At 65.8% G+C, this 23,581-nt stretch carries 17 protein-coding genes and 1 pseudogene; 6 read left to right on the forward strand and 12 right to left on the reverse strand.

The window, feature by feature from the left end:
• Positions 1–23 precede the first annotated feature (23 nt).
• Entirely contained in the window at positions 24–6,065 is a 6,042-nt protein-coding gene (locus tag HG262_RS11785) for a DUF3320 domain-containing protein (protein ID WP_169271201.1), read from the forward strand.
• A 358-nt stretch (positions 6,066–6,423) separates the two neighbouring features.
• Positions 6,424–7,146 (forward strand): META and DUF4377 domain-containing protein, encoded by a 723-nt coding sequence (locus tag HG262_RS11790; RefSeq protein ID WP_248293334.1) that lies wholly within the window; start codon positions 6,424–6,426, stop codon positions 7,144–7,146.
• A gap of 49 nt (positions 7,147–7,195) precedes the next feature.
• Here HG262_RS11790 and HG262_RS11795 read toward each other — a convergent pair whose 3' ends face one another.
• The 3 genes from HG262_RS11795 to HG262_RS11805 form a co-directional block, all read right to left on the reverse strand.
• A complete protein-coding gene (locus HG262_RS11795) occupies positions 7,196–7,639 on the reverse strand; it encodes a hypothetical protein (protein ID WP_169271203.1) in 444 nt (147 codons plus the stop codon).
• An 84-nt stretch (positions 7,640–7,723) separates the two neighbouring features.
• Positions 7,724–10,186 carry a penicillin acylase family protein gene (locus HG262_RS11800; protein WP_169271204.1) on the reverse strand — a complete coding sequence of 821 codons (2,463 nt, stop codon included), beginning with the start codon at positions 10,184–10,186 and terminating at the stop codon, positions 7,724–7,726.
• A gap of 308 nt (positions 10,187–10,494) precedes the next feature.
• A complete protein-coding gene (locus HG262_RS11805) occupies positions 10,495–11,130 on the reverse strand; it encodes an isochorismatase family cysteine hydrolase (RefSeq protein ID WP_169271205.1) in 636 nt (211 codons plus the stop codon).
• A 278-nt stretch (positions 11,131–11,408) separates the two neighbouring features.
• Here HG262_RS11805 and HG262_RS11810 point away from each other — a divergent pair, with 278 nt between their 5' ends.
• Positions 11,409–12,458 (forward strand): hypothetical protein, encoded by a 1,050-nt coding sequence (locus HG262_RS11810; protein ID WP_169271206.1) that lies wholly within the window; start codon positions 11,409–11,411, stop codon positions 12,456–12,458.
• Between the two features lie 6 nt (positions 12,459–12,464).
• Here HG262_RS11810 and HG262_RS11815 read toward each other — a convergent pair whose 3' ends face one another.
• Positions 12,465–13,589 (reverse strand): agmatine deiminase family protein, encoded by a 1,125-nt coding sequence (locus tag HG262_RS11815; protein ID WP_169271207.1) that lies wholly within the window; start codon positions 13,587–13,589, stop codon positions 12,465–12,467.
• A gap of 149 nt (positions 13,590–13,738) precedes the next feature.
• Between HG262_RS11815 and HG262_RS11820 the strand changes: the two genes are divergently transcribed.
• On the forward strand, positions 13,739–14,602 hold the full coding sequence (locus tag HG262_RS11820; RefSeq protein ID WP_169271208.1) for a LysR substrate-binding domain-containing protein: 864 nt from the start codon (positions 13,739–13,741) through the stop codon (positions 14,600–14,602).
• Between the two features lie 94 nt (positions 14,603–14,696).
• On the opposite strand, the gene HG262_RS11825 is transcribed toward HG262_RS11820, so the two are convergent.
• The 5 genes from HG262_RS11825 to HG262_RS11845 all read right to left on the reverse strand — a co-directional run bounded on the left by HG262_RS11825 (position 14,697) and on the right by HG262_RS11845 (position 19,404).
• Positions 14,697–15,017 (reverse strand): DUF4148 domain-containing protein, encoded by a 321-nt coding sequence (locus HG262_RS11825; RefSeq protein ID WP_169271209.1) that lies wholly within the window; start codon positions 15,015–15,017, stop codon positions 14,697–14,699.
• Positions 15,018–15,273: 256 nt separating this feature from the next.
• Positions 15,274–16,002, reverse strand: a complete 729-nt coding sequence (locus HG262_RS11830) for a LuxR C-terminal-related transcriptional regulator (protein WP_169271210.1) — start codon at positions 16,000–16,002, stop codon at positions 15,274–15,276.
• Positions 16,003–16,178: 176 nt separating this feature from the next.
• A complete protein-coding gene (locus HG262_RS11835) occupies positions 16,179–17,279 on the reverse strand; it encodes an ABC transporter substrate-binding protein (protein WP_248293336.1) in 1,101 nt (366 codons plus the stop codon).
• The gene (locus HG262_RS11840; RefSeq protein WP_348984382.1) at positions 17,269–18,696 is read right to left on the reverse strand and encodes a sensor histidine kinase N-terminal domain-containing protein; all 1,428 of its coding nucleotides are present in this window, start codon (positions 18,694–18,696) and stop codon (positions 17,269–17,271) included. Before HG262_RS11840 ends, HG262_RS11835 begins: the two co-directional genes overlap by 11 nt.
• A 3-nt stretch (positions 18,697–18,699) precedes the next feature.
• Positions 18,700–19,404: a response regulator transcription factor gene (locus tag HG262_RS11845; RefSeq protein WP_169271212.1), complete on the reverse strand. Its 705-nt coding sequence runs from the start codon at positions 19,402–19,404 to the stop codon at positions 18,700–18,702.
• A 157-nt stretch (positions 19,405–19,561) separates the two neighbouring features.
• On the opposite strand from HG262_RS11845, the gene HG262_RS11850 reads away from it, so the two are divergent.
• Together HG262_RS11850 and HG262_RS11855 are read left to right on the forward strand one after the other, a co-directional pair.
• Complete coding sequence (locus HG262_RS11850) at positions 19,562–20,902, forward strand: CitMHS family transporter (protein ID WP_282437008.1); 1,341 nt, start codon at positions 19,562–19,564, stop codon at positions 20,900–20,902.
• 37 nt (positions 20,903–20,939) lie between these two features.
• Positions 20,940–21,680 carry an SDR family oxidoreductase gene (locus HG262_RS11855; protein ID WP_169271213.1) on the forward strand — a complete coding sequence of 247 codons (741 nt, stop codon included), beginning with the start codon at positions 20,940–20,942 and terminating at the stop codon, positions 21,678–21,680.
• A 10-nt stretch (positions 21,681–21,690) separates the two neighbouring features.
• Here HG262_RS11855 and HG262_RS11860 read toward each other — a convergent pair whose 3' ends face one another.
• From HG262_RS11860 to HG262_RS11870, 3 genes and pseudogenes are all read right to left on the reverse strand, one after another.
• On the reverse strand, positions 21,691–22,086 hold the full coding sequence (locus tag HG262_RS11860) for a GCN5 family acetyltransferase (RefSeq protein ID WP_169271214.1): 396 nt from the start codon (positions 22,084–22,086) through the stop codon (positions 21,691–21,693).
• 13 nt (positions 22,087–22,099) lie between these two features.
• Positions 22,100–22,213, reverse strand: a pseudogene (locus HG262_RS11865) (type II toxin-antitoxin system HicB family antitoxin); the annotation flags it as partial.
• 40 nt (positions 22,214–22,253) lie between these two features.
• Positions 22,254–23,549, reverse strand: coding sequence for a hypothetical protein (locus HG262_RS11870; RefSeq protein ID WP_169271215.1), 1,296 nt, complete (start codon positions 23,547–23,549; stop codon positions 22,254–22,256).
• Between the last annotated feature and the right edge of the window lie 32 nt (positions 23,550–23,581).

Consider the following 23,581-nt stretch of genomic DNA (forward strand, 5'->3'; position numbering starts at 1 on the left):
CCTGTATTCGCAGAGAGATATCGATGGATAAGCGACAAGACCTGGAACCGCCGGCGATCCAGGAAGGCGCGGCGCACGCCGCAGGCTTGAACACGCCCGACGCCATCGCCATCACGATCGAAGCGGACCCGACCCTGGGCTACGCGTCCATCCAGAATGCAGTTCCCATCGTGCGGTCCCTGCGTCTGACGAACCGGGCGCCGCAAGCCTTCGAGAATATCGAAGTCCATATCCGCTGCAATCCCGCCTTCGCGCAACCCGTGAAGCTGCGCTTCGACAAGCTGGCTCCAGGTGAAATCCGCCGCATCTCGCCGTTGGATCTGACGCCCGACCATGCATATGTGGCCGACCTGCAAGAGGCCGTGCGCGCCGGCATCGACGTGGCCGTGCAAAGCGGCGCGCAGCAACTGGGCCACGCGTCGCAGCCGGTTACGGTACTGGCGTATGACCAATGGGCCGGCACGCGCGCCTTGCCTGAGCTGCTGGCCGCGTTTTCGATGCCCAATAATCCGGCGGTCGATGTGCTGATCGGCAAGGCCTCGAAGCTGCTGCGCGCGCAGCATGCCGACCTGTTGATGAACGGCTATCAGTCCAAGAGCCGCGATGTGGTCTGGAAACAGGTGTCGGCGATCTACAGCACCTTGGCCGCCGAGTCGCTGCACTATGCCGAGCCGCCTGCCTCCTTCGGCGTGGACGGGCAGAAGATCCGCACGCCGGACCGCATCATGGAGGCCCGCGTGGCCACCTGCCTGGACCTGGCGATGCTGTTCTCGTCGTGCCTGGAGCAGGCGGGGCTGCGCCCCGTCCTCCTGATGAAGGACGGCCACGCCTGGGTCGGCGTCTGGCTGCACCAGGCCTGCTTCGCGGACCCGCTGACCGACGATGTGCAGGCGGTGCGCAAGCGTGTGGACAGCGGCGAATTCCTGGTCTTTGAAACCACCGGCATTGCCCAGCACCCGAACTTCCGCCCGTCCTTGCGCCTGGCGCTGGAGCAGGGCGCCGCCCATCTGCGCGAAGAGGACACGTTCCGCTACGCGATTGATGTGTACCGCGCGCGCGAGTTGCAGATCAAGCCGCTGCCGTCCCGCGTCGTGTCGCTGATGCCGGGCGACGCCCACGACGTGGAACGCCCCGCCGCCATCGAACCCACGCCCGACCTGCCGCCGCTGGACCCCGAGTTCGTCATCAGCCTTGAGCCCGCAGACGACACGCCGGAAGGCCGGTTGGCCAAGTGGAAGTCGCGGTTGCTGGACCTGACGCTGCGCAACCGCCTGCTGAATTTCAAGCTGACCAAGTCCACACTGCCGCTGGTCGTGCCTGACTTGGCCCGGCTGGAAGACGCCATTGTCGACGGCAGCGAATTCCGCATCCGCCCTTTGCCCGCCGCGCTGATGGAAGGCAACGACCCGCGCATGGCCGACGTGCACCAGAACCGGGGCGGCCGCGCGCCGCTGGACGACATGGCGCTGGAGGCGTTGGGCAACAAGGAACTGATCGCCCGCGTCACGCAGGAGGCGTTGGACGCCAACCTGCTGGCGATCTTCGGCGCGGCGCGTACCGGATTGGAAGAGGGCGGCGCCAATACGCTGTATCTGGCAATGGGCATGCTGCGCTGGACGGAAAGCCCGGGCGCGGAAAGCGCCCATCTGGCGCCGCTGATTCTGGTGCCCGTGTCGTTGCAACGCCAGTCTGTGCGCAGCGGCTTCCGGCTGGTCCGCCATGACGACGAGACCATTATCAATCCCACGTTGCTGCAGATGCTGCGCAACAACTACGAGCTGCGCATCCCGGGCCTGGACATCCTGCCCGCCGATGACAAGGGCGTGGACGTGGCGCGCGTGCTGCAGGCTTTCCGCCTGGCCGTGCGCGAGATCGTCGGTTGGGAAGTGCTGGAGCAGGCGCATCTGGGCATTTTCTCGTTTACCAAGTACCTGATGTGGAAGGACTTGCAGGACCGCACCGAGCAGCTGAAGGCCAACCGCGTCGTCAAGCACCTGATCGACCACCCAGGGCAGGCGTTTGCGAAGGAACCGTTGGACGCGCGTTTCGACCGGCTGGACGAGAGCTATAAGCCGGAGGACTTGCTGACGCCGCTGCTGTCCGACTCGTCGCAGCTGAAAGCCATCTGCGCCGTCGACGCCGGCCGCGACCTGGTGCTGGAAGGCCCGCCGGGCACCGGCAAGAGCCAGACCATCACCAACCTGATCGCCCACCTGCTGGCGCGCGGCAAGACCGTGCTGTTCGTGTCCGAGAAGATGGCGGCGCTGGAGGTCGTGCATCGCCGGCTGGCCAACATCGGCTTGGGGCCGTTCTGCCTGGAACTGCATTCGTCCAAGGCGCGCAAGGCCGAGGTGCTGCAGCAACTGGGCAAGGCACTGGACCACAGCGGCCAGCGCACCGGCGACGACTGGGCTCGCGAAGCCGAACGCCTGGCCGTGCTGCGCCAGGACCTGAACGGGCTGGTCGACGCCCTGCATCACGAACACCCCAATGGCCTGACGGTGTTCGACGCCATCGGCACGTGCATCCAGAACGCGGGAGGCGATCCTTCGCCGATGTCGTGGCCGGACGGGCAGGCGCACGAACGCAAGGACCTGGCGCAACTGCGCGAAACCGCCCGGCGCATGGCGACCTTGTCCGGCGAACTGGGTACGCTGCATGGCCATCCGCTGGCGCACATCGGCATGGCCGAATGGAGCCCCAGTTGGCAAGACGCGCTGCTGGCGGCGGCGCAGGCGCTGGATCAGGCGGTCGCCGGGTTCCAGCAGCAGGCCTTCCTGGCAGGCGAAGGCGTGGGCGTGCCGGCTGCGGGCCTGAGCCTGGACGGCTACGCCAGACTGGACGCATTGATCGACGTGCTGCTGGCCGCGCCGCACGTGCCACCCGGATTGGCCGCGCAGGCGCACGACCCCGTGGCGCGCCTCCAGGTGCAGGCCCTGGCGCGGCACGGGCTGGCGCGCAATGCCCATTGGGCGCAAGTGGGCGAGCAGTGGACCGCGCAATTGGCGCAATGGGATGCCCAAGCGCTGAGGGCCGAATGGCTGGCCGCGTGCTCGGCATGGTGGCCGAAATCGATCTTCGCCAAAGGCGGCATCCGCAAGCGGTTGGCAGCCTGCCGCGCGGATGCCCGGCGCCCGGACGAGGCGGCGATCGGCGCGATGCTGGCGCCGCTGGCGCTGGTCAACGCCGAAGACCGCGAACTGGCCCTCTTGAAGGCCGACGCCCAGCGCCTGCTGCAGGACTCCTACACGGGTCTAAGCACCGATTGGGAACAGGTCCAACGCCACCAACAATGGGCGCAGCGCTTTGCCGATGCCGTCACGCTGGTCGCGGGCGACCCTGCCGCCGCGGCCGATCTGCGTACGCGGCTACAAGCGCTGGTGGGCGACAACCGCGCGTTCTTGCAACCTGGCGCGGCGTTGGGCAAGCGCCTGCTGGATACCCGCAACACGTGGCGCGCCCTGCAGGACAGGCTTGCCGAGGTCGATGCGCTGGCCAGGCCCACTGAGCCGTTGGCCGGCGCAGCGGACGCCAACGGCGCGTTGGAACGCATCCAGTCCGTCCTGGCTGGCTGGCGCCACAACAAGCAGTTCCTGATGCCGTGGTGTGTGTGGCGCGAGGCCCGCGAACAGGCGATCGCCGCGCAACTGCAAGGGTTGGTCGCGTCGCTGGAGCAAGGCCGCGTACCGTTGGACCGGGTCGAAGCCCATTTCGAATTCAGCTACCGCCATTGGTGGGTGAAGAAAGTCATCGACCATTCGCCCGTGCTCCGGTCCTTCTCCAGCGCCGACCACGAACGCAAGATCCGCGAATTCCGCGATGCCGACGACCGTTTCCAGAAACTGACGTCGGCCTATATTGCCGCGGTGCTGGCCGGCAAGGTGCCCGCCGGCAACGGCATCCTGGTCAGCCCCGATAGCGAACTGGGGTTGCTGCGCCGCGAACTGCAGAAAAAGGCCCGCCACGTTCCCGTGCGGCAGCTGATGCAGCGCCTGCCGTCGCTGTTGCCGAAGCTCAAGCCCTGCCTGCTGATGTCGCCCTTATCCGTGGCGCAGTATCTGGACGCGGGCCATTCGCAATTCGACGTTGTCGTCTTCGACGAGGCGTCGCAGATTCCGGTGTGGGATTCCGTCGGCGCGATCGCGCGCGGCCAGCAACTGGTGGTGGTCGGCGACACGAAACAGCTGCCGCCCACCAGCTTCTTCAGCAAATCCGCGCCGGAAGAAGACGGCGCGGGCGATGACGGCCAGGTCGAAGACCTGGAGAGCATCCTGGACGAATGCCTGGGCGCCGATATGAACCGGCTGCGCCTGCAATGGCACTACCGCAGCAAGCATGAAAGCCTGATCACCTTCAGCAACGTCACCTACTACGATTCGCAGCTGATCACCTTCCCGTCGCCCGTCACCGATGACGTGGCCGTGCGCCTGGAGAAGGTTGCGGGCGTCTACGACCGGGGCGGCAGCCGCACCAATCGCCGCGAGGCCGAAGCCATCGTGCAAGGTATCGAGCAGCATTATCTGGACAAGTCGCGCCGCCGCCAGACACTGGGCGTGGTCACCTTCAACCAGCCCCAGCAATCGTTGATCGAAACCCTGCTGGACGCCCGCCGCCGCGCGAACGCCGAGCTGGACAAGGCGATTTCGGCGCAGTCCCGCGAGCCGCTGTTCATCAAGAACCTGGAGAACGTGCAGGGCGACGAACGCGACGTCATCTACTTCTCGATCACTTTCGGTCCGGATGCGGCCGGCAAGATGACGATGAATTTCGGGCCGCTGAACGGCGAAGGCGGACACCGCCGCCTGAACGTCGCGATTTCCCGGGCGCGCGAAGGCGTGGTGATCTACAGCACCCTGATGCCCGAGCAGATCGATCTGTCGCGCGTGCGCGCGACCGGCGTCCGGGACCTGAAGCACTATCTGGAATTCGCGCTGAAGGGGCCGCGCGCCCTGGTCGAGCAATCGCTGCCGACCGGACGCGAGCCGGACAGTCCGTTCGAAACCCAGGTCATCAAGGTGCTGCGCAACCACGGCTGGACCGTGCACCCGCAGGTCGGGTGTTCCGGATACCGGATCGACATGGGCGTGGTGGATCCACGCGCCCCGGGCCGGTATCTGATGGGGATCGAATGCGACGGCCGCGCGTATCACTCCGGCGCCACGGCGCGCGACCGGGACCGCCTGCGGCAGGTGGTCCTTGAAGGTTTGGGATGGCGCCTGCATCGGGTCTGGTCGACCGACTGGTGGATCAATCCCGAGCGGGAAGTCGAGAAGATCCTGGCCCGATTGAACGCGGAATTGGAACGCCAGATTGACGGTGCGCCAGAGGCGGAAGGCGAAGCGGAAATCGACGTGGAAGTCGACGCGGAAATCGACGTGGCAGCGGCGCAGGAAGAGGGCCCGGCCAGCGCGTCGGGCGTTGGCTCCCGCCGCGCCGTGCCGTTCGAGATCACGACGGAAGAGGGGGCACGGGCGGCCGACAATGGCGCGTCAGGCTCCGCGGGCGTGGCAGGCGGCGTGCCGGTGTACCTGCTGGCGACTCTGGACGGGGGCGACACCGACGCGTTCTACAGCCGCGCCAACAACAGTCTGGTGACCGAGCAATTGCGTACCGTGATCGAGACCGAAGGCCCGGTCGCCGAAACGGTGCTGCACCGCAGGGTGGCGCGGGCGTGGGGCCTGGAGCGGACGGGCGTCAGGATCGTCGAGAGGCTGCGCGCCTTGACGCCGATGGATGTGGGGCAGACCGAAGAAGGCGAAGCCACCTTCTATTGGCCCGCAGGCGTGCAGCCAGAAGCGTGGAAGGGCTTTCGCGGCGCAGGCGACGATGACGCCGCCCGCCGCCGGATTGACGACGTGTGCCTCCAGGAGCTGGCCAACGGCGTCTTGCACGTTCTGGCCATGGCCGGCAACGCGCCCAAGGCGGACGTGATCAAGTCGGTGTGCCGCATGCTGGGAATGGCGCGGACATTGGCGGATGCGGAAGCCCGGGTCGGCTTGGCGGTGTCCCGCCTGGTGCAGCAAGGGCGAGTGCGCGAAGAGACGGGGATGCTGCGGACCGAGTAGGAGAAGGGCAGGGATCGGGCTGAATGGCCGGGGTATGGTGTCAGACTGTAAACGCCCGTTGTTCGTCAGCCGCCTGTCAGGGCGAACCCTGATTGCCGCCATTGCAGGAGGACGCCGGCGAATTCGGCCGGCGCCGCGGCCGCCTTTCCCCGGTAGATCATGCGGCAAGATTTTGAAACGGTCTGGAAGCCCGTTCGCCAAATTCGTCCATACGGTGAACGTAGAATGCCGCTTTTCATCAGTGCCATCCGGCTTACAGGAACGAACCATGAAAAAAATAATCCTCCTTGCGTCCGCCTGCGCCGCGCTGCTTCAGGCTTGCGCGCCGGTTACCCCTCCTAGCGAAGGATCGTCCTCCATGCCCACTCCCGCCGTCACGTCGCCCGCCAGCCCATTGACCCTGCCCGCGTACTACTGGCGCCTGGCGTCCGCCACCGACGCGTCGGGCAAGCCGATCGCCGCGCTGCAGAAAGGGATCGAGCATCAACTGCGCCTGACGTTCTCCGACGACGCCTTGAATATCCGCGGCGGCTGCAACGCGCAGTTCGGCGGGTACACCTACAAGAACGGCGTGCTGCATGTGAACAACCTGGCATCGACGATGAAGGCTTGCGAACAGAGCCTGATGCAGCTGGATGCGGAGATCAACCAGCGGGTGAAGGGCGATCTGCGCGCAACGCTGTCCGGCGACACCGCAGAACCCGCCCTGGAACTGGCCGCGCAGGACGGCAGCGTCCTGACGTTCGTCGGCGAACCGACCCCCCAGACGCTGTACGGCAGCGCCGGTGAAACGATGTTCCTGGAAGTGGCCGCGAAGAAGGCGGAATGCAGCCACCCGATGATTCCCAACTACCAGTGCCTGATGGTGCGCGAACGCCGCTATAACGACGCGGGCGTGCAGCAGCCGGCGCAGGAAAAGTGGCATCCGCTGTATCAGTCGATCGAAGGCTTCGAGCACAAGGACGGCGTGCGCACCGTGCTGCGCGTGAAGCGCTACGACTGGAAGAACCCGCCCGCCGATGCGCCGTCGAAGGTGTACGTGCTGGACATGGTGGTGGAGCAGGACGCGTCGGGAAAGTAAAAATGGTCGACGCCGGGCTGAGCCCATCGTGCCCCGCAGCCCGGCCCGATCAGGCCCGGCGCGTCGTCCGTCGTCCACGCGCCCGCAGATCCTCGCGCACCGTGACATAACTGCGATAGCGGGCGAAATCGTGCTTGGCGAACGCCAGATACAGGCCCGTCGCCACCATGAATGCGCTGAAAACGGTCACGTACAGCAGACGGTCGGGCGCGTCGCGCAGCAACTCGATGGCAAGGTACATGTTGAAGACGCCGAATCCCAGCAGCAGCGCCATCAAGATCCAGCGGGCCCACGCGCTGCCGTGGTACAGCCACACCAGCAAGAGCGCGGGCAGCAACAGCTTCTTCAACGCCGAAAATTCGCCTTGCAGCAAGGACACGATTTCGTAGCTCATGGCGGCCAGCGTGCCCGCCAGGACGATGAACCAGAAACGCCGTTCGCTGGGTCGCCGACGCTCGGAGGCTCGGGGGTCGGTAAGGGTTCTTTCGGTCATGCAATCTCCTGAAGTGATGAAAATAACCGGGCCGCGACATCATCCTTGAATCGCAGCCCGGCGCCGCTTAGTCGGGCCGCTTTCTCAATTTCCCGATGGCCGCAGCGTCAGCGTATCCGCGCGCTCGCTGTCCACCTTGGCCCGGCTGAACGCCATGGGGAAGTATTTCCCCGTGGACCAGTCCTTGAGCAGGTCCTGGTAATGCGGACTGCGGGGATCCGCGGATTGCCCCGGCATGTTCTGGACGCGCGAGTTGTCCCAGTCCGCCACATCGATCACCTGGCGGTACGACGACCCGCTGATCTGGCGGAAATCGCTCTTGCGGAACGTGGCGCGATGCACCGTGTCGTTGTCGCCGCCCACCGGATAGCGCGGCGTGCCGTAGGCACGGGCGGTCTCAGGCGGCAGCAGGCTCGCCAGGCTGTGCTCGAACTGGATGTGATGCAGCTTGCCCCACTGCCATTGGGTCGAATCCGGCCCCAGCTTGGCGCGCAGCTTCTGTACGCCGTCGGCCAGCGCCTGCAGCAGCAGCGCGTCCCGGCCCTGGTCCGGCCGGGGGCCGAATGCGGCGTCGGGGGTCGCCAGTTTTTCAAGCGTCTTGCGGGTAGACAGTTCGCCGAAGGCCGCGCGTCCGTTCGCCGGCACGTAGAGATCCGTCACGCGCTTGACGACTTCGGGCAGCCAGAAGGCGTAGACCGAGGCGGCCCGCGACTCGGTGTCCATGCGGGAGTCCCAGTCTTTCAGCAGGCCCAAGGCGTCGTTCAAGGCCGGATCGGCGGCGTTCAGCGACTTGGCGTAGCCCGTCAACGTGCGTGCCGGGATCGAGAGGTTGTCGTACTGCAAATCCTGGGATTGCTGCACCGTCAGCCCTTTGCCTTCGGCCAGCACTTCCCGGATGCGCTGGACGCGGTAGGGTTCGGCCCAGGTGCGCGCCGACATGTCCTTGTACGCGAAGTCAGCCGGCAGGTTGTACTCGTTGGCCGTTGCCACGTAGCCTTCCGGCGGGTTGTAGGCGCGGGGTAGCGCGCTGCCCGGCAGGATGCCGCGCCATTCAAAATCGCCATTGCCGGGCACGGGCAACAGGCCCGACCAGTCGCCGCGAGGACGGATCGGCGCGATGCTGCCGCCGAACCAGCCGATATTGCCGTCCACGTCGGCATACACCATGTTCTCGCTGGGCGTGTAGTGCTTTTCCATGCCAGCGACGAACTCGTTCCAGTTCTGCGCCTGGTTCAGGCGCAAGCTGGCCAGGTAGGCCGCCGTGCCGGGATACTCCAGGTAGGCAGCGCGCAAGGCGTAGGCTTTGCGGCGAACCCGGTCTTCGTGGATGACCGGACCGTGGCGCGTGAACTTCAAGTTGCGCACGGCGGGCGCCGCGCCGCGCACGGGGATGGATTCGTCGACCTGGCGCATTTTCTCCCAGCGGCCCTGGTAGCGGTATTCGTCGGGGTTGACCGGGTTGGTGTCATAGACGTAGAGATCCTCTTCGTCGCCGAACGCGAAGATCGTGAGCCCGAACGCGATGCGGTCGTTGTGGCCCATGGAGACGCCCGGCAACGCGGGTTCTCCGGCGCCGATCACGTTCCAGCCCGGCGCGTTCAGGTGCACCATGTAGCGCAACGACGGCATGGTGATGGACCGGTGCGGGTCGCCCGCCAGGATGGGTTTGCCGGTAGCGGTGTGTTGGCCGCCAAGCGTCCAGTTATTGCTTTCATACCGGGTCGCCAGTGGATCGAAATTCGGATCCAGCGACGCCAGCCTGCCTTCGGATAATGCGCTGGCGAGCGTTGCGCGCTGATCGGCGGCAAGCGGGCTGCGCGGGAAGTCGTCCGCGACGAACTTCTGGCCATTGCGCGCCAAGGCGTAATTGGCGAGGATGGTCTTGTCGATCTGGCGCACGTCCAGCCCTGCGGGCACCTGCAAGGCCAAAGGCGGCTCGAACGTGCTTAACCCCTGCACGTTGTTCAATCCCAAGGCAGCGACCTGCTGCGCCATCTTTACCTCTTCATTGAGGTTGCGCGTCAGTGCGTAGATGCGGATCAGCGAGGTTTCCGGGCTCCAGTAACCTGGCTCGGTACCGGTCAATTTGAACTCCGGCGGCAATTGCTCGGGGTTGGCTTTGACCCAATTCACATACGCGTTGATGCCGTTGGCAAACGCCGTCAGGATGGCGCGGCCTTCGGGGTGGTAACTGGCGAATTCGGCCTGCATGTCGCCGCGGAAGAGGAACAGGCGCGCGGCGCGGTCCTGTTCGATGAAACGCGGGCCGAATTGCTCGGCCATCTTGCCTTCGCCCTGGCGGCGCCACAGGTCCAGCTGCCACAAGCGGTCGCGCGCGGCGCTAAAGCCCTGGGCGAAGAACAGGTCCGCCTGATTCTGCGCGTAGATGTGCGATACGCCGTGCTTGTCCCGGACGATCTCCACGGGCTGGGACAAGCCCGCCATATCGATCGTGTCCTTCTTGCCGCCGGGTGCGGCGCAGCCCGCCACGACGACGATCAGCCCACTCGCCAGCAATGCGGCGATCCTGCGATAAAGAATACGCATGGCTCCTCCTCCGGTTTTATTGCTTTTGTATATGCCTGCAGGTCCCGGAGCGTCGAGCCGCCGGATGACTCCGCAAGCCAGCAATACAACTAAATCAGGAGAGGCGGGAGCGGTGTTTCATTTGATGAAATTTGAGTGGGCATGTAACGAAAAAATAGTTCGAGTAGGCCCCTCGCGGACGGCGCCAGCGGGCTTCGGAGCGGCTGCTGCGCCCGTCAAGGCCGCCGCTGAAGCCGGCCGGCGATCTTGCAGTCTGATACTTTTGTCAGAATGATGCGGAAACGCCGGAGCCGTCGCTTTTCAATCGCTCAGGCCAACAATGCCAACGCCTCGGCCAGCGTAAGCACCGTCGTGCGCGATTCGAATGCTGTCGCAAAAAGACGTTCGTGCACGACCGCATCGGGGTCATAGCAGCAATCCTTGACGGTCAGCAGACGAAAGTCGGCGTCGCTTGCGTACGCCACCGATGACAGGACGACGCCGGTCGAGGCGATGCCCACCATCATCAGCGTATCGATGCCCTGCGCCGACAGCCGCACCTGCAGGTCGGTGCCGTAGAACACGCTGGCACGATGCGCAACGAAGAGCGGTTCGCTGGCCTGCCTACCAAGCGCCGGCGAAAGCTGATCGTCGACAAATAGCCCCAACTGCCTGATCCCTTGCCCGTTCTTGTTCAACGGGCTGACCTCGGGATAGCCTGGGCTGAACCGGATGTTGGCGAAATAGACGTTGACGCCTGCGCGCCGGGCCGCATCGCACAGGCGGCGCGTGTTGGACACCAGGGCAGGGGCGACCGACGGGAAGAGTTCCAGGATGTCGGTCTGGTAATGCATGACCAGTAGCGCGGTCCGCGCTGGCGCGATCGGCGGGACGCTTGCGCCTGCTTTCGCAGCGACACTTCCTGTGTCCGGCAGAGGCGCCGGACCTTGCTTTCCAGGTTCCATGGATGGCGGATTCGGCGGTGAGAATGACGAATGAATCTACCACGTCCGTCATTGCATGAGCTGCGGCGGCGCGTCGTCGGTCCGGCAGAACGTGATCTGGAAACTGCCCGGCAGCTCGAACGCCACACGGCGGTCTTCCTGCCGGGGCAACGGCCGGTCGTTGAGCGCGGGGGGCTACCGGTTCTGAAATAAACTGCATGGCAAGACGGATTGCGCGGGCTGACGCCGGCGGTTCCCGAATTGCACGGACTTCTCGCCAACCTTCGCCGCCGCTTCCCATGCCCCTCAACGACCTTGCCACTGCGCTTTCCGCCCCGATCCTGACGCCGGACGATCTGGATACGCTGGAGGCGTTCTTCAACCGTCCCGAAGTCCGCGCGTTCTACACGCATGCGCAAGACCCGGCCCATACCGCTGCCTGCCTTCAGGCCTCTGCCGATCTGCTTGCCCGGCTGCATCCCAATCGCGCCTCGGCCCTGGCGTTGATGTGCGGCTCGCTGGTTGAAGACGATGCGGATCCCGCCATCCTGTTCCCGACGCTTCAATCGCTGTTGCGCCAATGGCTGCAGACCCTGCGCCCCTATTGCGCGCTGGAAGTCGAGGACGACGACGAGGAAGTCGAAGAGGCCGACCGCCAGGCCTGGGTTGATGCACAAGCGAAATTGGCCGAGGTGCCGGAAGACCGGCGCTGGGAGGTCGAGGCCCTGCATCAGGCCGTGGACGTGCTGGTCTTGCCCATGATGACGATGCTGATGCGAGATCAAGGCAACCATCAGGCGTTCGTCGACGACGCCGGGTTGATGGCCTTGCTGCACCCGATGGCCACGAACAACGACAGCTTGCCGTTCGAGCAGCTGCATTATCTGTGGATGGCGGCGCAAGTCAGCTACGAGGACGAACTGGTCGTGGTGCTGCCCGCTTCTCGATCGGGCTTCGTGGCGCGGGCTCATGCCATCAACAACACCTTCCATGCCTTCACGCTGCTGCAGATCCTCATCGGCGAACATGCCCAGGCACTGGGCGTCAAACGCGAGATCGCGCCGCGGCAGCCCGAGATGGAGCGCGACACGGCCGACTTCCAATGGCTGCAGGTCGGCGCCTATGCCGGGGGCGAACTGGTTCAGCCGATGCTGTGGGCCTGGGGCGAAGCTGCGTTGCGCCACAACATGGGCAAGCACGGCAAGCGGGTGCTGGTAGCGCTTGAGACGGAGGAGGGCGCCCAACGCAATTGGTCGGGTTTCAACGGCATCATCCACGATGCGCAGCAACCTTCGATCGTCTTCACGCGCTATCTGACGACCGAGGAGGTCGCGTCTTACCTGGCTTGACCGGTCTCAGGCGGCAGGCAGCTGGTTCGTCACGCAATGGATGCCGCCTCCCCCCGAGGCGATGGCATCGATATCGATCTGCACCACTTTGCGGCCGGGATAGAGCCGGGTCAGCAAATCATGCGCCTTCCGGTCCGCAGCCTGATCGCCGAATTCCGGCGCAAGGACAGCGCCGTTGATGACGAAATAGTTGATGTAGCCGGCCGCGAAGTCGTCATTGCCGTCCAGGAACCGGCTGCGCCGAGGGTGCTGCGGCGGGCTCATGGTGTGGATTTCCAGCGCATTGCCGTCCGCATCGGTCGCACGGCGCAAGATGTCCAGATGCTTGCGGGTCAGGGCGTAGTCGTATGAGTCCGGATCCATGTCCAGATTGGCGACCACCACGCCGGGCCGCGCGAAGCGCGCGTAGAAGTCCACATGCGCGTCGGTGATGTCGCGGCCTCTGATGCCGGGCAGCCAGATGATCTTGCGCAGGCCCAGGCAGCGCTTCAGTTCGTCTTCGACCTCAGCCTTGGTCCATTCGGGATTGCGGTTGGGATTGATCCAGCTGCTTTCCGTCATGATGCCGGTGCCGCGGCCGTCGACCTCGATGCCGCCGCCTTCGCCGATCAGGTCGCTTTGCACGTATTCGGCGTCGGCCAGCTCCACCGTTTCGGCGGCGATGGTGGCGTCGAAAGCATGGCGTTGCTTTCCGCCCCAGCCGTTGAAATTGAAGTCCACCCCAGCGACGCCGCCCTGTCCGTTCAGCAGGAAGTTCGCGCCGATGTCGCGCATCCAGATGTCGTCCAGGCGGGTTTCCACGTACGTGACATTGGCTGCGCCGCAATGGCGCTGGGCTTGCCGCAGTTCCCCCGCGCGGCAGAACACGGTGACGGGCTGATAGTCGGCGATGGCGCGGGCGATGCGACCCAGTGCCGCCTGGACATCGGTGGTGAAGTCATCCCAGATGGCGTCCTGGGCGCCGAACGCGATGAAGGCGCGCGCTTGAGCCGCGCCTTCATCGGGCATGTGCCAGCCGGGTGCGGGCCCGGCCTGGGCGGAGGGCGCCAGCAGGCCCAGACCGAGCGCGCCGGCGGCACGAGCGCCGAAAAGCAGAGAGGCTTGTTGGATGAGTTGACGACGGGACGGCACAGCGATCTCCTGGCATTCGAACGAGATTGATAAATAATGGTTGTGTATATAGAAAGGCGTGCGCACCCCTTGAAATCAGTGTATTGCTGTATAAAAGCCTCGGACAAGCGATATATTCAGTGGAATTATGATTAGAAAAACTTATCAATATGCTTAAGCACTGGCCGCCATTGAACATGCTGCGTGGCTTCGAGGCGGCCGCCCGTCTGGGCAGCTTCCACAAGGCCGCCGATGAACTGAACCTGACGCAGTCGGCGATCAGCCAGCAGGTCCGAGGCCTGGAGGACCTGTTGGGACAACCCTTGTTTTTCCGTCAGGGGCGCGCGGTGTCATTGACCGACGCGGGCTGGGACCTGCTTGCGACCACGCAGACCATGTTGCAGCAGTTGGCCGCTGGCATCCGCAGGCTGGATCAATACCGCAAGCCCGACCAATTGATTGTGAACACGACACCGGCGTTTTCGCGTCACTGGTTGCTGCCGAGGTTGAAGGCGTTCCGCGAGCGGCATCCTCAGGCGGACCTGTGGCTCTACACCAGCGATGCCGCGCCGGATATGGCCAAGCAGACAGTGGACGTGGCGATTCGCGATGATCTCGGTCCGCAGGCGGATTGCGCGTTCCGGGTGCTGGTTGAAGACCGCCTGTATCCGGCGTGCCACGCAAGCCTGCTGGCACGTAGCGCTGGCGCGCCCGCCACGCTGCATGGCGAGCGTGAGATGGACTGGAGCCATTGGGAGACGCAGGGCGGGGCCGATGTGGGCCAGCGCGAGCAGGGCATGAATTTTTCGGATCCCGGCCAGTTGCTGGATGCTGCCCGGGAGGGCTTGGGCATGGCGCTGGTCAGCGGTCTGCTGGCCGAGCGCTCACGCCGCGACGGCTCGCTTGCGGCGCTAACGGCGCAGACGGTGCCAGGGCCGAAATGGTCCTGGCTGGTCCATCGTGACAGCCAGGACGATCCCCTGACGCGCGCATTTTGCGAGTGGGTGGCCCAGGAGTTGGAGACTTCGCCCTAGTGGCCGATGCGCAGGCGGGGCCGTCGCGCCACGTCGGCAGGCCGTATGTCTGCGCCAGCATCAAGCCATGGTCGCTTTGCTATTGCGCACGCGCTTACCACTTGCCCTGATTCTGCGGCTGTGGCGGCATTGACGAGGTGCCCGGCCTGACCGTGTCTACGTACTTCCGGTAGCTGGCAATGTACTCCGGGCTGTTGATGTCCGGGGTGTTGTCGCTGTTCCAGTTTCTTTCCACGCCCGAGTTCTTCCAGGCGGCCAAGTCGCGCATGACGTCATCGCGGCTGAGGGCGATATTGGGTTCCGGCGCGGCGGTGGTGGGCGCGGCGGCCTGTTGCGCGACGGCGGGGCCGGACAGCGCGGCGCAGGCCGCCAGCGCGATGGGCGCGAAGGCGCGGAACGAGAGGGCAGTCTTCATGAAATGCTCCTTGACGACAGTGATCGCGGCGTTGGATCCCGGTGTCCGCGCGGGCCCGCGGAAGTGCGGGCTTGAGCGAGGGCAGCCGCGTGACCGGAGGGTCCCTCCTCCCTTGGCTTCGCGTTCATGGTAGGGCCGCATGGGGGGGCGCCGCATACTCAATATTGAGTACGCCGATGGGGCTGCGCAGTGGGAAGGCGGGCCGAGGGCTGGGCAAGGGGCCGGGCGCGGCGCTGTCGTGGGTGGGCCTGCCGGCCTACAGCAGGGATGCCAGCCGGACCAGTTCGGACTGGCGGTGGCATTCCATCTTGCTGAGCAGCGACGCCACTTGCTTGCGCACGGTGAGCACCGACGCGCCGCGCAAGGTGGCCACTTCTTCCACGCTATGGCCGGCGGCCAGGCCGGCCAGCACGGCGGCTTCGGCGGGGGTGATGGCGAACACGGATTTCAGCTTGGCCACGTCGGGCATGGCGAAGGCGCTTTTGCGGCGCATGCGCAGCAGCATCATGGGCCCGCGGATCTGGCCAAGCGCGGCGGGGGCGGCGCTGATGTCGATCCAGAAGACCTCGCCCCAACTGGCCGTCGTCGCCAGCGAACGCATCTGCCTGTCGCGAGAGACGGCGGCGCAATAGGCCTCGAACAAGCGCTGCATCTTGGCATTGGCGTGGCGCAACCTGCCGTCGCGCACCGCCCAGCCGTGGCCGTCGTCCAGGTAGCGCATCGCCAATGCCGACATCTTGTCGACCGCGGATTCCTTGCCAATCAGCAGCACCGCTTCGCCGAAACCGGAAAAGGCGCTGTCGATGGATTGCCAGCCGGCCGACAAGGCCTGTTGGCGCAAGACGCGTCTGCTGTGCCGCGCGATGCCGCCGGCATCGGCCAACGCGTGCGTGGTGCGCAGGATGTCTTGCCACGGCGGGCTGGAATCGGCCAGGGCGGGTGCGGCACCGATGGGGGGGCGTACGGCAATCTGAGGTTCGGCCATGATGTGCCTCCAACGCTGGTTCAAACGTAAGCGCGGCTACGTGTCGCAGGTGGTGGGTGGGGCCCAGGGGGAAATTATGCGCGTGAATGGGCGATCAAGGAGGAATCTCCGGCCATCGGACGCAAGGAAAACGGGATATCGGCGCGTCATGGGGCAGCCGTACCGGGGCATTTGCTTCAGGGCGCCTGGATGGCCGCTCGCCACACGTCCAGGAAATGCCGCTTTTTCAACGGATCCAGATACACCAGCAGCCCGACGCCCAGCGCCATGGGACGCACGCCGGCCGCCGGGATGACAGACGCGTTGACCGGGCGCATGCCGGACTGCTTGGCCAGCATCTCCTGCCCCCGGGGCGACAGCAGGTAGTCCAGCAGGAGCGCGCCCAAGTCGCCGCGTGGCGCTTGTCTGGGGATGATCGCCGAGCGCGACAGCATCAGCGTGTAGTCCTGCGGATAGATGATCGCCAGCGGCGCGCCTTGGTCGATCCGGTGCCGGGTATAGGACTCCAGCAGGTTATAGGCCAGCGTGATATCGCCGCGTTCCAGCTTGTCCAGCGCGTCTTCGGTGGACTCGTGGATGGATACCCCGTTGCGCCCAAAGGCGGCCAGCAAGGCGCCGGCCATGCTGTCTAGACGCGTGTCCTGCGTGGCGGCCAGGTAGCCGATGCCGCTGCCCTGCACGTCGTAGGTCGAAATGCGGTCGGCCAGGGGCCGGTCGGGCGCTTGCAACAGCGACAGCAGTTCGCGGCGAGTGTGCGGCACGCGCGCGGCGGCAAGCCGGCCTGTGTTGTAGACCATCACGATCGGGTCCGTGCCGATGCTGAAGACCTCGTCGCGCCAATTGGCCCAGGCAGGCAGCGAACGGGTTTCGGGCGACACGTGCGTCTGCGCGTAGCCGTCGTTGACCAGCTTGGTCTGCAAGTCCATGGCGCTGCTGATGACCAGGTCGGGGCCGCTCCTGGCCGCATGCGCCGCGCGTTCGATGGTGTCGCGATAGAGCTGCTGCGTGGATAGTTCGGTGTATTCCAGCCGGATGCCGGGGTTCAGCTCGCTGAAGTCTTCCAGCACGCCGCGAAAGACCTGCACGCTGTTGGAGGCATGCAGGATCAGCACGTTCTTGCTGTCCGCGGGCCCCAGCGTCAGGCCGCCGCCGCTGACTTCGGCGGCGTGCCCGGCGGCGGCAAGCAGCGCGGCAAATAAGGCGGAAAACAACGTGGCAAATAGCGGGGCGGCCCTCGCGCCGGCGCCGCGGATCACGGATAGGGCGCTACGCATCATGGGACGCCGCCTGCAATGTGATGACCGCATCCAGGCCGCCGCCCACGCGGTTGCTCAGGCTGAACCCGCCCTGGTGGACATCAACGACCCGCTTGATGATGGACAGTCCCAGCCCGGCTCCGGGCGCCCGGGGATTGGGGCCGCGGGCGAAGCGCTCGAAAGCGGTGTTGGCTAGCGCCGGCGGGATGCCCGGCCCCTGGTCCGATACCGTGATGCGCCAATTGCCGCCGTCGGCGTCCAGGCGGATGTCGATGCAGCCGTCTTCGCGGGCGCCATGGCGCAGGGCGTTGTCGATCAGGTTCTTGAAGGCTTCGCGCAGCATCAGGCTGTCGCCCAGCACTAGGGCAGGCATGGCGCCGGCAGCGTCGGGCAGATGCAGCCGGACGTCCGGCTGGGGGTCGGCTTGCGGCACGGTGTCATAAACGGCCTGGCTCAGCAGGTCTGCCACGTTGACGGGCAGGAACTGCTTGACGTTGCTGCGATGGATGACGCTGGCGTCGCTAAGCAGCTGATTGACCAGGCGCGACAGTTTTTCGGCGTTGCGCAGCACGGCCGCGAGGCTGCGGCGCTGCTCGGCGGGATCTTCTTCGTCCAGCGCCACTTCCATCTGCGCATGCAGCGCGGCCAGTGGCGTGCGCAGCTGATGTGCGGCCTCGGCGATGAAGAGGCGCAGCGTGTCCAGGTTGTCCGCCAGACGCGCCATGAAGCCATCCAGCGAATGCACCAGGGTATCCAGCTCTTCGGGCACGGGCGCGGTGATGGGGTGCAGGTCGGACGCGTTGCGGGCGGCCAGTTCGCGTTCGATGCGCTGGATGGGGAACAGCGACCGTTGCAGGCCCCAGTACGCCAGCGCCAGCGCCGCGGCAGTGAAGCCGATCAGGGCCAGCGTGCCCTGCCAGAGGATGTTGTCCGCCAACGCATTGCGGGCCTCGCGGGTTTGCGCGACCTGGATGGCGGCCGATTCGGCGCTGCGCGGGCCGGCGACCTTGCGCTCCATCCAGGCGACGCGCACGGGCTGGCCCTGATAGGCCGCGGTGTACAGCTGGGGCGAATCGCCGGCCACCGAGGCGCCGTCCGCATCGGCGTTGGCGCGGCCGGGCGGGGGCGGCAGGTCGGCATAGCCGGAGATCAGCGTGCCGCTGTCCGTGGCCACGCGGTAGAACACGCGGTCGCGCGGCGCCTGTTCCAGCAGGGCTAGGGCCGCGTAGGGCATGTCCATCTGCCATTCGCCCTGGACCAGTTGCAGGCTGTCGGCCATGGAAAGCACCGATGCGCGCAGCAGCTGGTCGTAAGTGGTGTCGGCGGTCTGATGCGCGTAGCCGCGCACCAGCAGGTACAGCACGCCCAGGCCGACGGCGAACAGGGCCATCAACATGGTCAGCAGGCGGCGGCGGACGGAGATGCGGCCGTGCTGCACGGGTCAGGCCCGGGGCGGGGCGGATGCGACGCTGTCCGCCTCTTCGGTGGCGGTCAGCAGATAACCGGTGCCGCGCTGCGTTTCGATGCGCAGCGGCGACCCTTCCAGCTTGCGGCGCAGCCGGGCGATGTAGACCTCGATGGCGTTGGGGGCGGCATCGTCGTCGAACGCAAACAGCTTGTTGGCGATTTCCGATTTGCTGACGGCGCGGTTCATGCCGGCCAACAGGATCTCCAGCAGGCTGTATTCGCGTTTGGGCAGGTCGATGCGCTGGCCGGCCAGGGTCACCTGGCGGGCGGCGCTGTCGATGGTCAGGTCGCCAAATCGCTGCACGCCGGTGGCCTGGGCGATGGGCCGGCGCAGCAGGGCGCGGCAGCGGGCTTCCAGTTCGCGGAAGTCGAAGGGTTTGGCCAGGTAGTCGTCGGCCCCGGTATCCAGGGCATGGACGCGGTCTTCGATATCGATGCGGGCGGTCAGGGCCAGCACGGGCGTCTTGCTGCCCCGGTCGCGCAGGCGATGCAGGATGTCGAATCCGGACATGCGGGGCAGCCCGATGTCCAGGATGACAAGGTCGAAGGTCTCGTATTGCAGGACGCCGTCGGCGCTGAGGCCGTCGTTCTGCCAGTCCACGGCATGGCCGAGACGGCGCAGCCGGCGGACGATGGCGTCGGCCAGATCCTCGTCGTCTTCGATTACCAGGATGCGCATGGGCCCGATTGTAGTGCGTCGGCTTTGCCCGGGTTTCGCGGGCTTGCTTACAAAAAAACGACAGGTTCCAGACAGCTTTTCTTCCTAGTCTTCGGCACCTGCTTTCCCCGCCGGAAGCAGCGCCACACATAACAACGACTCGTCGGAGATACCCCTTATGCTGCTGACCCTGCTTGGCTTCGGCATGGTGATCACGTTCATGACGCTGATCATGACCAAGCGCCTGTCGCCGCTGGTTGCCCTCATCCTTGTCCCCATTATTTTTGCGCTGCTGGGCGGCTTTGGCGCCGGCATCGACAAGATGATGCTGGACGGCATCCGCAAGATCGCGCCCACGGGCGTGATGCTGATGTTTGCCATCCTGTATTTCGGGGTGATGATCGACGCGGGCCTGTTTGACCCCATCGTGGGCCGCATCCTGCGCGCGGTGAAGGGCGATCCGCTGAAAATCGTGGTCGGCACCACCGTGCTGGCGTTGGTGATCTCGCTGGACGGCGACGGCTCCACGACATACATGATCGTGGTGGCCTCGATGCTGCCGCTGTACCGCCGCCTGAAGATGAACGCGCTGTCCATGACCTGCCTGGCGATGCTGGCCAGCGGCGTCATGAACCTGACGCCGTGGGGCGGCCCGACGGCGCGCGCCGCCAGCGCCCTGCACGTGGACGTGGGCGACATCTTCGTTCCCCTGGTGCCGGTGATGGGGGTGGCGATCGTCTCGATCCTGATCCTGGCGTTCTTCCTGGGCCTGCACGAGCGCCGCCGGCTGGGCGTGCTGTCGCTGCCGGACGGCGCTTCGCTGCATGCCGGCTACGACGAAGACGGTCCCAAGAACCTGCCCGAGATCGAAGTCGACCACGACCTGCGCCGCCCCAAGCTGCTGTGGGTGAACGCGGGGCTGACGCTGGCGCTGATGGTCAGCCTGGTGATGGGCATTCTGCCGTTGCCCGTGCTGTTCATGATCGCCTTCGCGGTGGCGCTGATCATCAACTACCCGAACCTGGCCGAGCAGCGCCGCCGCGTCGCACAGCACGCGGGCAACGTGCTGTCCGTGGTTTCGCTGATTTTCGCCGCGGGCATCTTCACGGGCATCCTCTCGGGCACGGGCATGGTCGAAGCCATGTCGCGCAGTCTGCTCGCCGTGATTCCGGACGCCATGGGCCCATACCTGGCCGGCATCACCGCGCTGGTCAGCCTGCCGTTCACGTTCTTCATGTCGAACGACGCCTTCTACTTCGGCGTGCTGCCCATCCTGAGCGAAGCCGCCCAGGGTTATGGGATTTCGCCTGTCGAGATGGCGCGCGCGTCGCTCATCGGCCAGCCGGTGCATTTGCTGAGCCCGCTGGTGCCGTCGACGTATCTGCTGGTCGGCCTGGCCGGCGTGGAGTTCGGCGACCACCAGCGCTATGCGCTGAAGTGGGCCACGATGGTCTGCCTGGTAATGCTGGCGGCCGCACTGGCGTTCGGCTTGTTCCCGCTGGTCGCGGCGGTGGCTTGATCCGCGGCGCGTGCCGCACTTTCATAAAGGAACGTTCATGGCTTTGCGCATTGCTTACGTCACCAGCGGAATGGGCCACACGGGCACCGCGATCTGCCAGGCGCTGCACCAGGCCGGGCACCGGGTGGTGGCCGGTTGCGGCCCGCGTTCGTCGCGCCGAGACACGTGGCTGAAGGAACAGAAATCCCTGGGCTACGACTTCATCGCGTCGGAAGGCGATGCGACCGATTGGGCGTCGACCGAAGCGGCATTCGCGAAGGTCCGACGTGAGGTCGGCGAGATCGATGTGCTGGTCAACAACGCGGGTTCGATGCTGGACATGCGCTTTCGCCAGATGGCGTATGCCGATTGGTCGGCCGTGCTGCGCAGCAATCTGGATACCTTGTTCAACAGCTCCAAACAGGTCGTCGACAGCATGGCCGACCGGGGCTGGGGCCGCATTATCAACATCGGATCGGTCGTGGCCGAAAAAGGCCAGATCGGCCAGATCAACTACGCCACGGCCAAGGGCGCAGTGATCGGTTTCACGCGGTCGCTGGCGCAGGAAGTGGCGGCGCGTGGCGTGACGGTGAACCTGGTGTCGCCAGGCTTCATCGCCGACGATACCGTGAGGGCTTTCCCGCCCGCGCTGCTGGACCGCATCATCGAAAGCGTACCGGTGGGGCGTCTGGGCACGGCCCGCGACCTGGCCGGGCTGTGCGCCTGGTTGGCGTCCGACGAAGCGGCGTTCGTGACGGGCGCCAATTACGCCATCAACGGTGGCGTGTACATGAGCTGACGGCGGGCGTTTAGTGCGCGCGGCTTTTCAGGAAATCCGGGATGGAGTCGGCGGTGCGCTTGCTGTCCGCCAGCCATTCCACGCGCCACTCCGTGATCCGCTCCTCGGTGTGATGCTCGAAGACGCCCGGGGTCGGTTCATTGATGGATTCGAACTGCCGGACCAGCACCAGCGGCTGCTCCGCGCCCGGCGTCTCGTTCGAGCATTCCGCCGCGTCCTCGAAGGTGGCGAACGCGTAGTAATAGTCGTCCCCGTCGTGCAAATCCTCGCCGCCCGCATGCGGATGCACCCACACGCGGTACTCCAATACCTCGTCGTAGAAATAGCCGCCGCCGGATTTGGTCAGGCCGGGGTATTCGCCAACCTGATCGAGGTCGATGGCGATGGGGTAGGTGGGAGTCGTCATTGCGTTAGCGCCAGATGGCCTCGTCGATGCCCGAATCGGCAGTGGAAAAGCAGCCGGGCAAATCCGGAACGACGACGCCCCACGCTTGCGCGTCGCTGCCGGGTTCTATGGCGATGGGATATTTCATAAGTTTCCTTGGTTGGTCAAGTTGCGGGCTGTCCGGCCGCCTACGTGCATTGCCACAACTGCCCGCTAACGCGGCAGCCCGCGCACCAGAACGTGTAGTTGCAGCCGCCACTGCCCCACAGCCATTCGCCGCCGTCGGCCTGCGGCAATCCGGAGTCCAGTTGCATGACGAAGGCCATGTCCTGATGGCAGTCGGGGCAGGGCGGATAGTCGGGCGATTGGACCCAACTGGGCGCGCCGCCGACGCGGCTGAGGTTCTGGCGGCCGTTCGATTCGCCCCAATCCTGGCAGGCCCAGCGGGCGGGCGCGGCAAAGAGCTGGACCTGGGCGTCCTGCAGCGCGCCAGCGACGAAGTCGGGGGTCACCGGATCGTGCCGCTGCTGGACCGGATGCGCGCTGGCGACGCCATCGCCATCGTGCCGGTAGAACATCGGGCCGTCGCTCTCCCACCCTTGGCAGGACAGGCAAGTGGCGAACTCGATCGGGCCACCGCTGTCGATGCCTGCCCGGGCGGGCTCCTGCACGGACAGCAAGCGGTGCAGGGGCGCATGGCAGAGTCCGCATTCGCGGGCAAGCACGCCGCCCATGCGCGCCTGCGTGACGGGCGGGGTGCCGGCGTTCCAGGTGGGATGGGCCTTGTGGATGTCGCGTCGCCAGGCGGGTTGTCCGGCCAGCATGGGTTTGCGCTGCGCGGCGCTGAATCCGATATGCAAAGGGCTTTCCGTGTGCAGCGAACGCAATCCGTCCGCATGCCTGGCGTAGCCGGCAAGCATCAACCAAGACGCGGCAGCCGGATCCGAGGCATCGGGAAACAAGCGCGTCCAGGCGTGCCGCACCGCGTCGGGCCGCCGAGAGCGCAGCAGGGCGACGGCGCGCGTTCGGCCCAGCGTTCCTTCGCTTGTGTCGGCTTCCAGCCCGGTGCGCCAGGCGTCAATCGTCGCGGCGTCCAGCGCGCGCCAGGCCTGGCCATCAAGGTACTCCGGGCCGCCTTCGCCGGTGTGTGCGGCGGCAAGCAATGATGCCCAGTGGCCGGCAAAGGCGACGGGGTATTGCAGGGCGGCGGAATCCAGCACGGCCGACAGGATGTCTGAACGGACGCCTTGCATCGCGCGCTGCCACGCCAGGGTGACCGTCGCCGCGTATGTGACGTCGTCCATCAAGTCGAGCGCGGCATCGATGAATGTGGCGCTGTCCAGGGACCGGCCCAGCGCTTGCGCGACCAGTTCGCCCAGCGCCTTGGGGTCTTCAAGGCGCAGCTGCAGCGTCTGCGCCATCGGGTCGTTGTTCTTCCAACCCAGGCGTTCAAACGTATCCAGGATTGCGACGGGGTCTTGCATGGGGGGATCCTGAAAATTTCCAGGGCGAGAGT

The organism is Achromobacter sp. Bel, from assembly GCF_012928505.1.
Classification (GTDB): Bacteria; Pseudomonadota; Gammaproteobacteria; order Burkholderiales; family Burkholderiaceae_B; genus Achromobacter.

What these genes read in the sequence shown, in the direction of transcription:
- HG262_RS11785 (WP_169271201.1), top strand. Translation starts at nt 24, where the DNA reads ATGGATAAGCGACAAGACCTGGAACCGCCGGCGATCCAGGAAGGCGCG.
- HG262_RS11790 (WP_248293334.1), top strand. Translation starts at nt 6,424, where the DNA reads ATGCCCACTCCCGCCGTCACGTCGCCCGCCAGCCCATTGACCCTGCCC.
- HG262_RS11795 (WP_169271203.1), bottom strand. Translation starts at nt 7,639, where the DNA reads ATGACCGAAAGAACCCTTACCGACCCCCGAGCCTCCGAGCGTCGGCGA.
- HG262_RS11800 (WP_169271204.1), bottom strand. Translation starts at nt 10,186, where the DNA reads ATGCGTATTCTTTATCGCAGGATCGCCGCATTGCTGGCGAGTGGGCTG.
- HG262_RS11805 (WP_169271205.1), bottom strand. Translation starts at nt 11,130, where the DNA reads ATGGAACCTGGAAAGCAAGGTCCGGCGCCTCTGCCGGACACAGGAAGT.
- HG262_RS11810 (WP_169271206.1), top strand. Translation starts at nt 11,409, where the DNA reads ATGCCCCTCAACGACCTTGCCACTGCGCTTTCCGCCCCGATCCTGACG.
- HG262_RS11820 (WP_169271208.1), top strand. Translation starts at nt 13,739, where the DNA reads ATGCTTAAGCACTGGCCGCCATTGAACATGCTGCGTGGCTTCGAGGCG.
- HG262_RS11825 (WP_169271209.1), bottom strand. Translation starts at nt 15,017, where the DNA reads ATGAAGACTGCCCTCTCGTTCCGCGCCTTCGCGCCCATCGCGCTGGCG.
- HG262_RS11830 (WP_169271210.1), bottom strand. Translation starts at nt 16,002, where the DNA reads ATGGCCGAACCTCAGATTGCCGTACGCCCCCCCATCGGTGCCGCACCC.
- HG262_RS11835 (WP_248293336.1), bottom strand. Translation starts at nt 17,279, where the DNA reads ATGATGCGTAGCGCCCTATCCGTGATCCGCGGCGCCGGCGCGAGGGCC.
- HG262_RS11845 (WP_169271212.1), bottom strand. Translation starts at nt 19,404, where the DNA reads ATGCGCATCCTGGTAATCGAAGACGACGAGGATCTGGCCGACGCCATC.
- HG262_RS11850 (WP_282437008.1), top strand. Translation starts at nt 19,562, where the DNA reads ATGCTGCTGACCCTGCTTGGCTTCGGCATGGTGATCACGTTCATGACG.
- HG262_RS11855 (WP_169271213.1), top strand. Translation starts at nt 20,940, where the DNA reads ATGGCTTTGCGCATTGCTTACGTCACCAGCGGAATGGGCCACACGGGC.
- HG262_RS11860 (WP_169271214.1), bottom strand. Translation starts at nt 22,086, where the DNA reads ATGACGACTCCCACCTACCCCATCGCCATCGACCTCGATCAGGTTGGC.
- HG262_RS11870 (WP_169271215.1), bottom strand. Translation starts at nt 23,549, where the DNA reads ATGCAAGACCCCGTCGCAATCCTGGATACGTTTGAACGCCTGGGTTGG.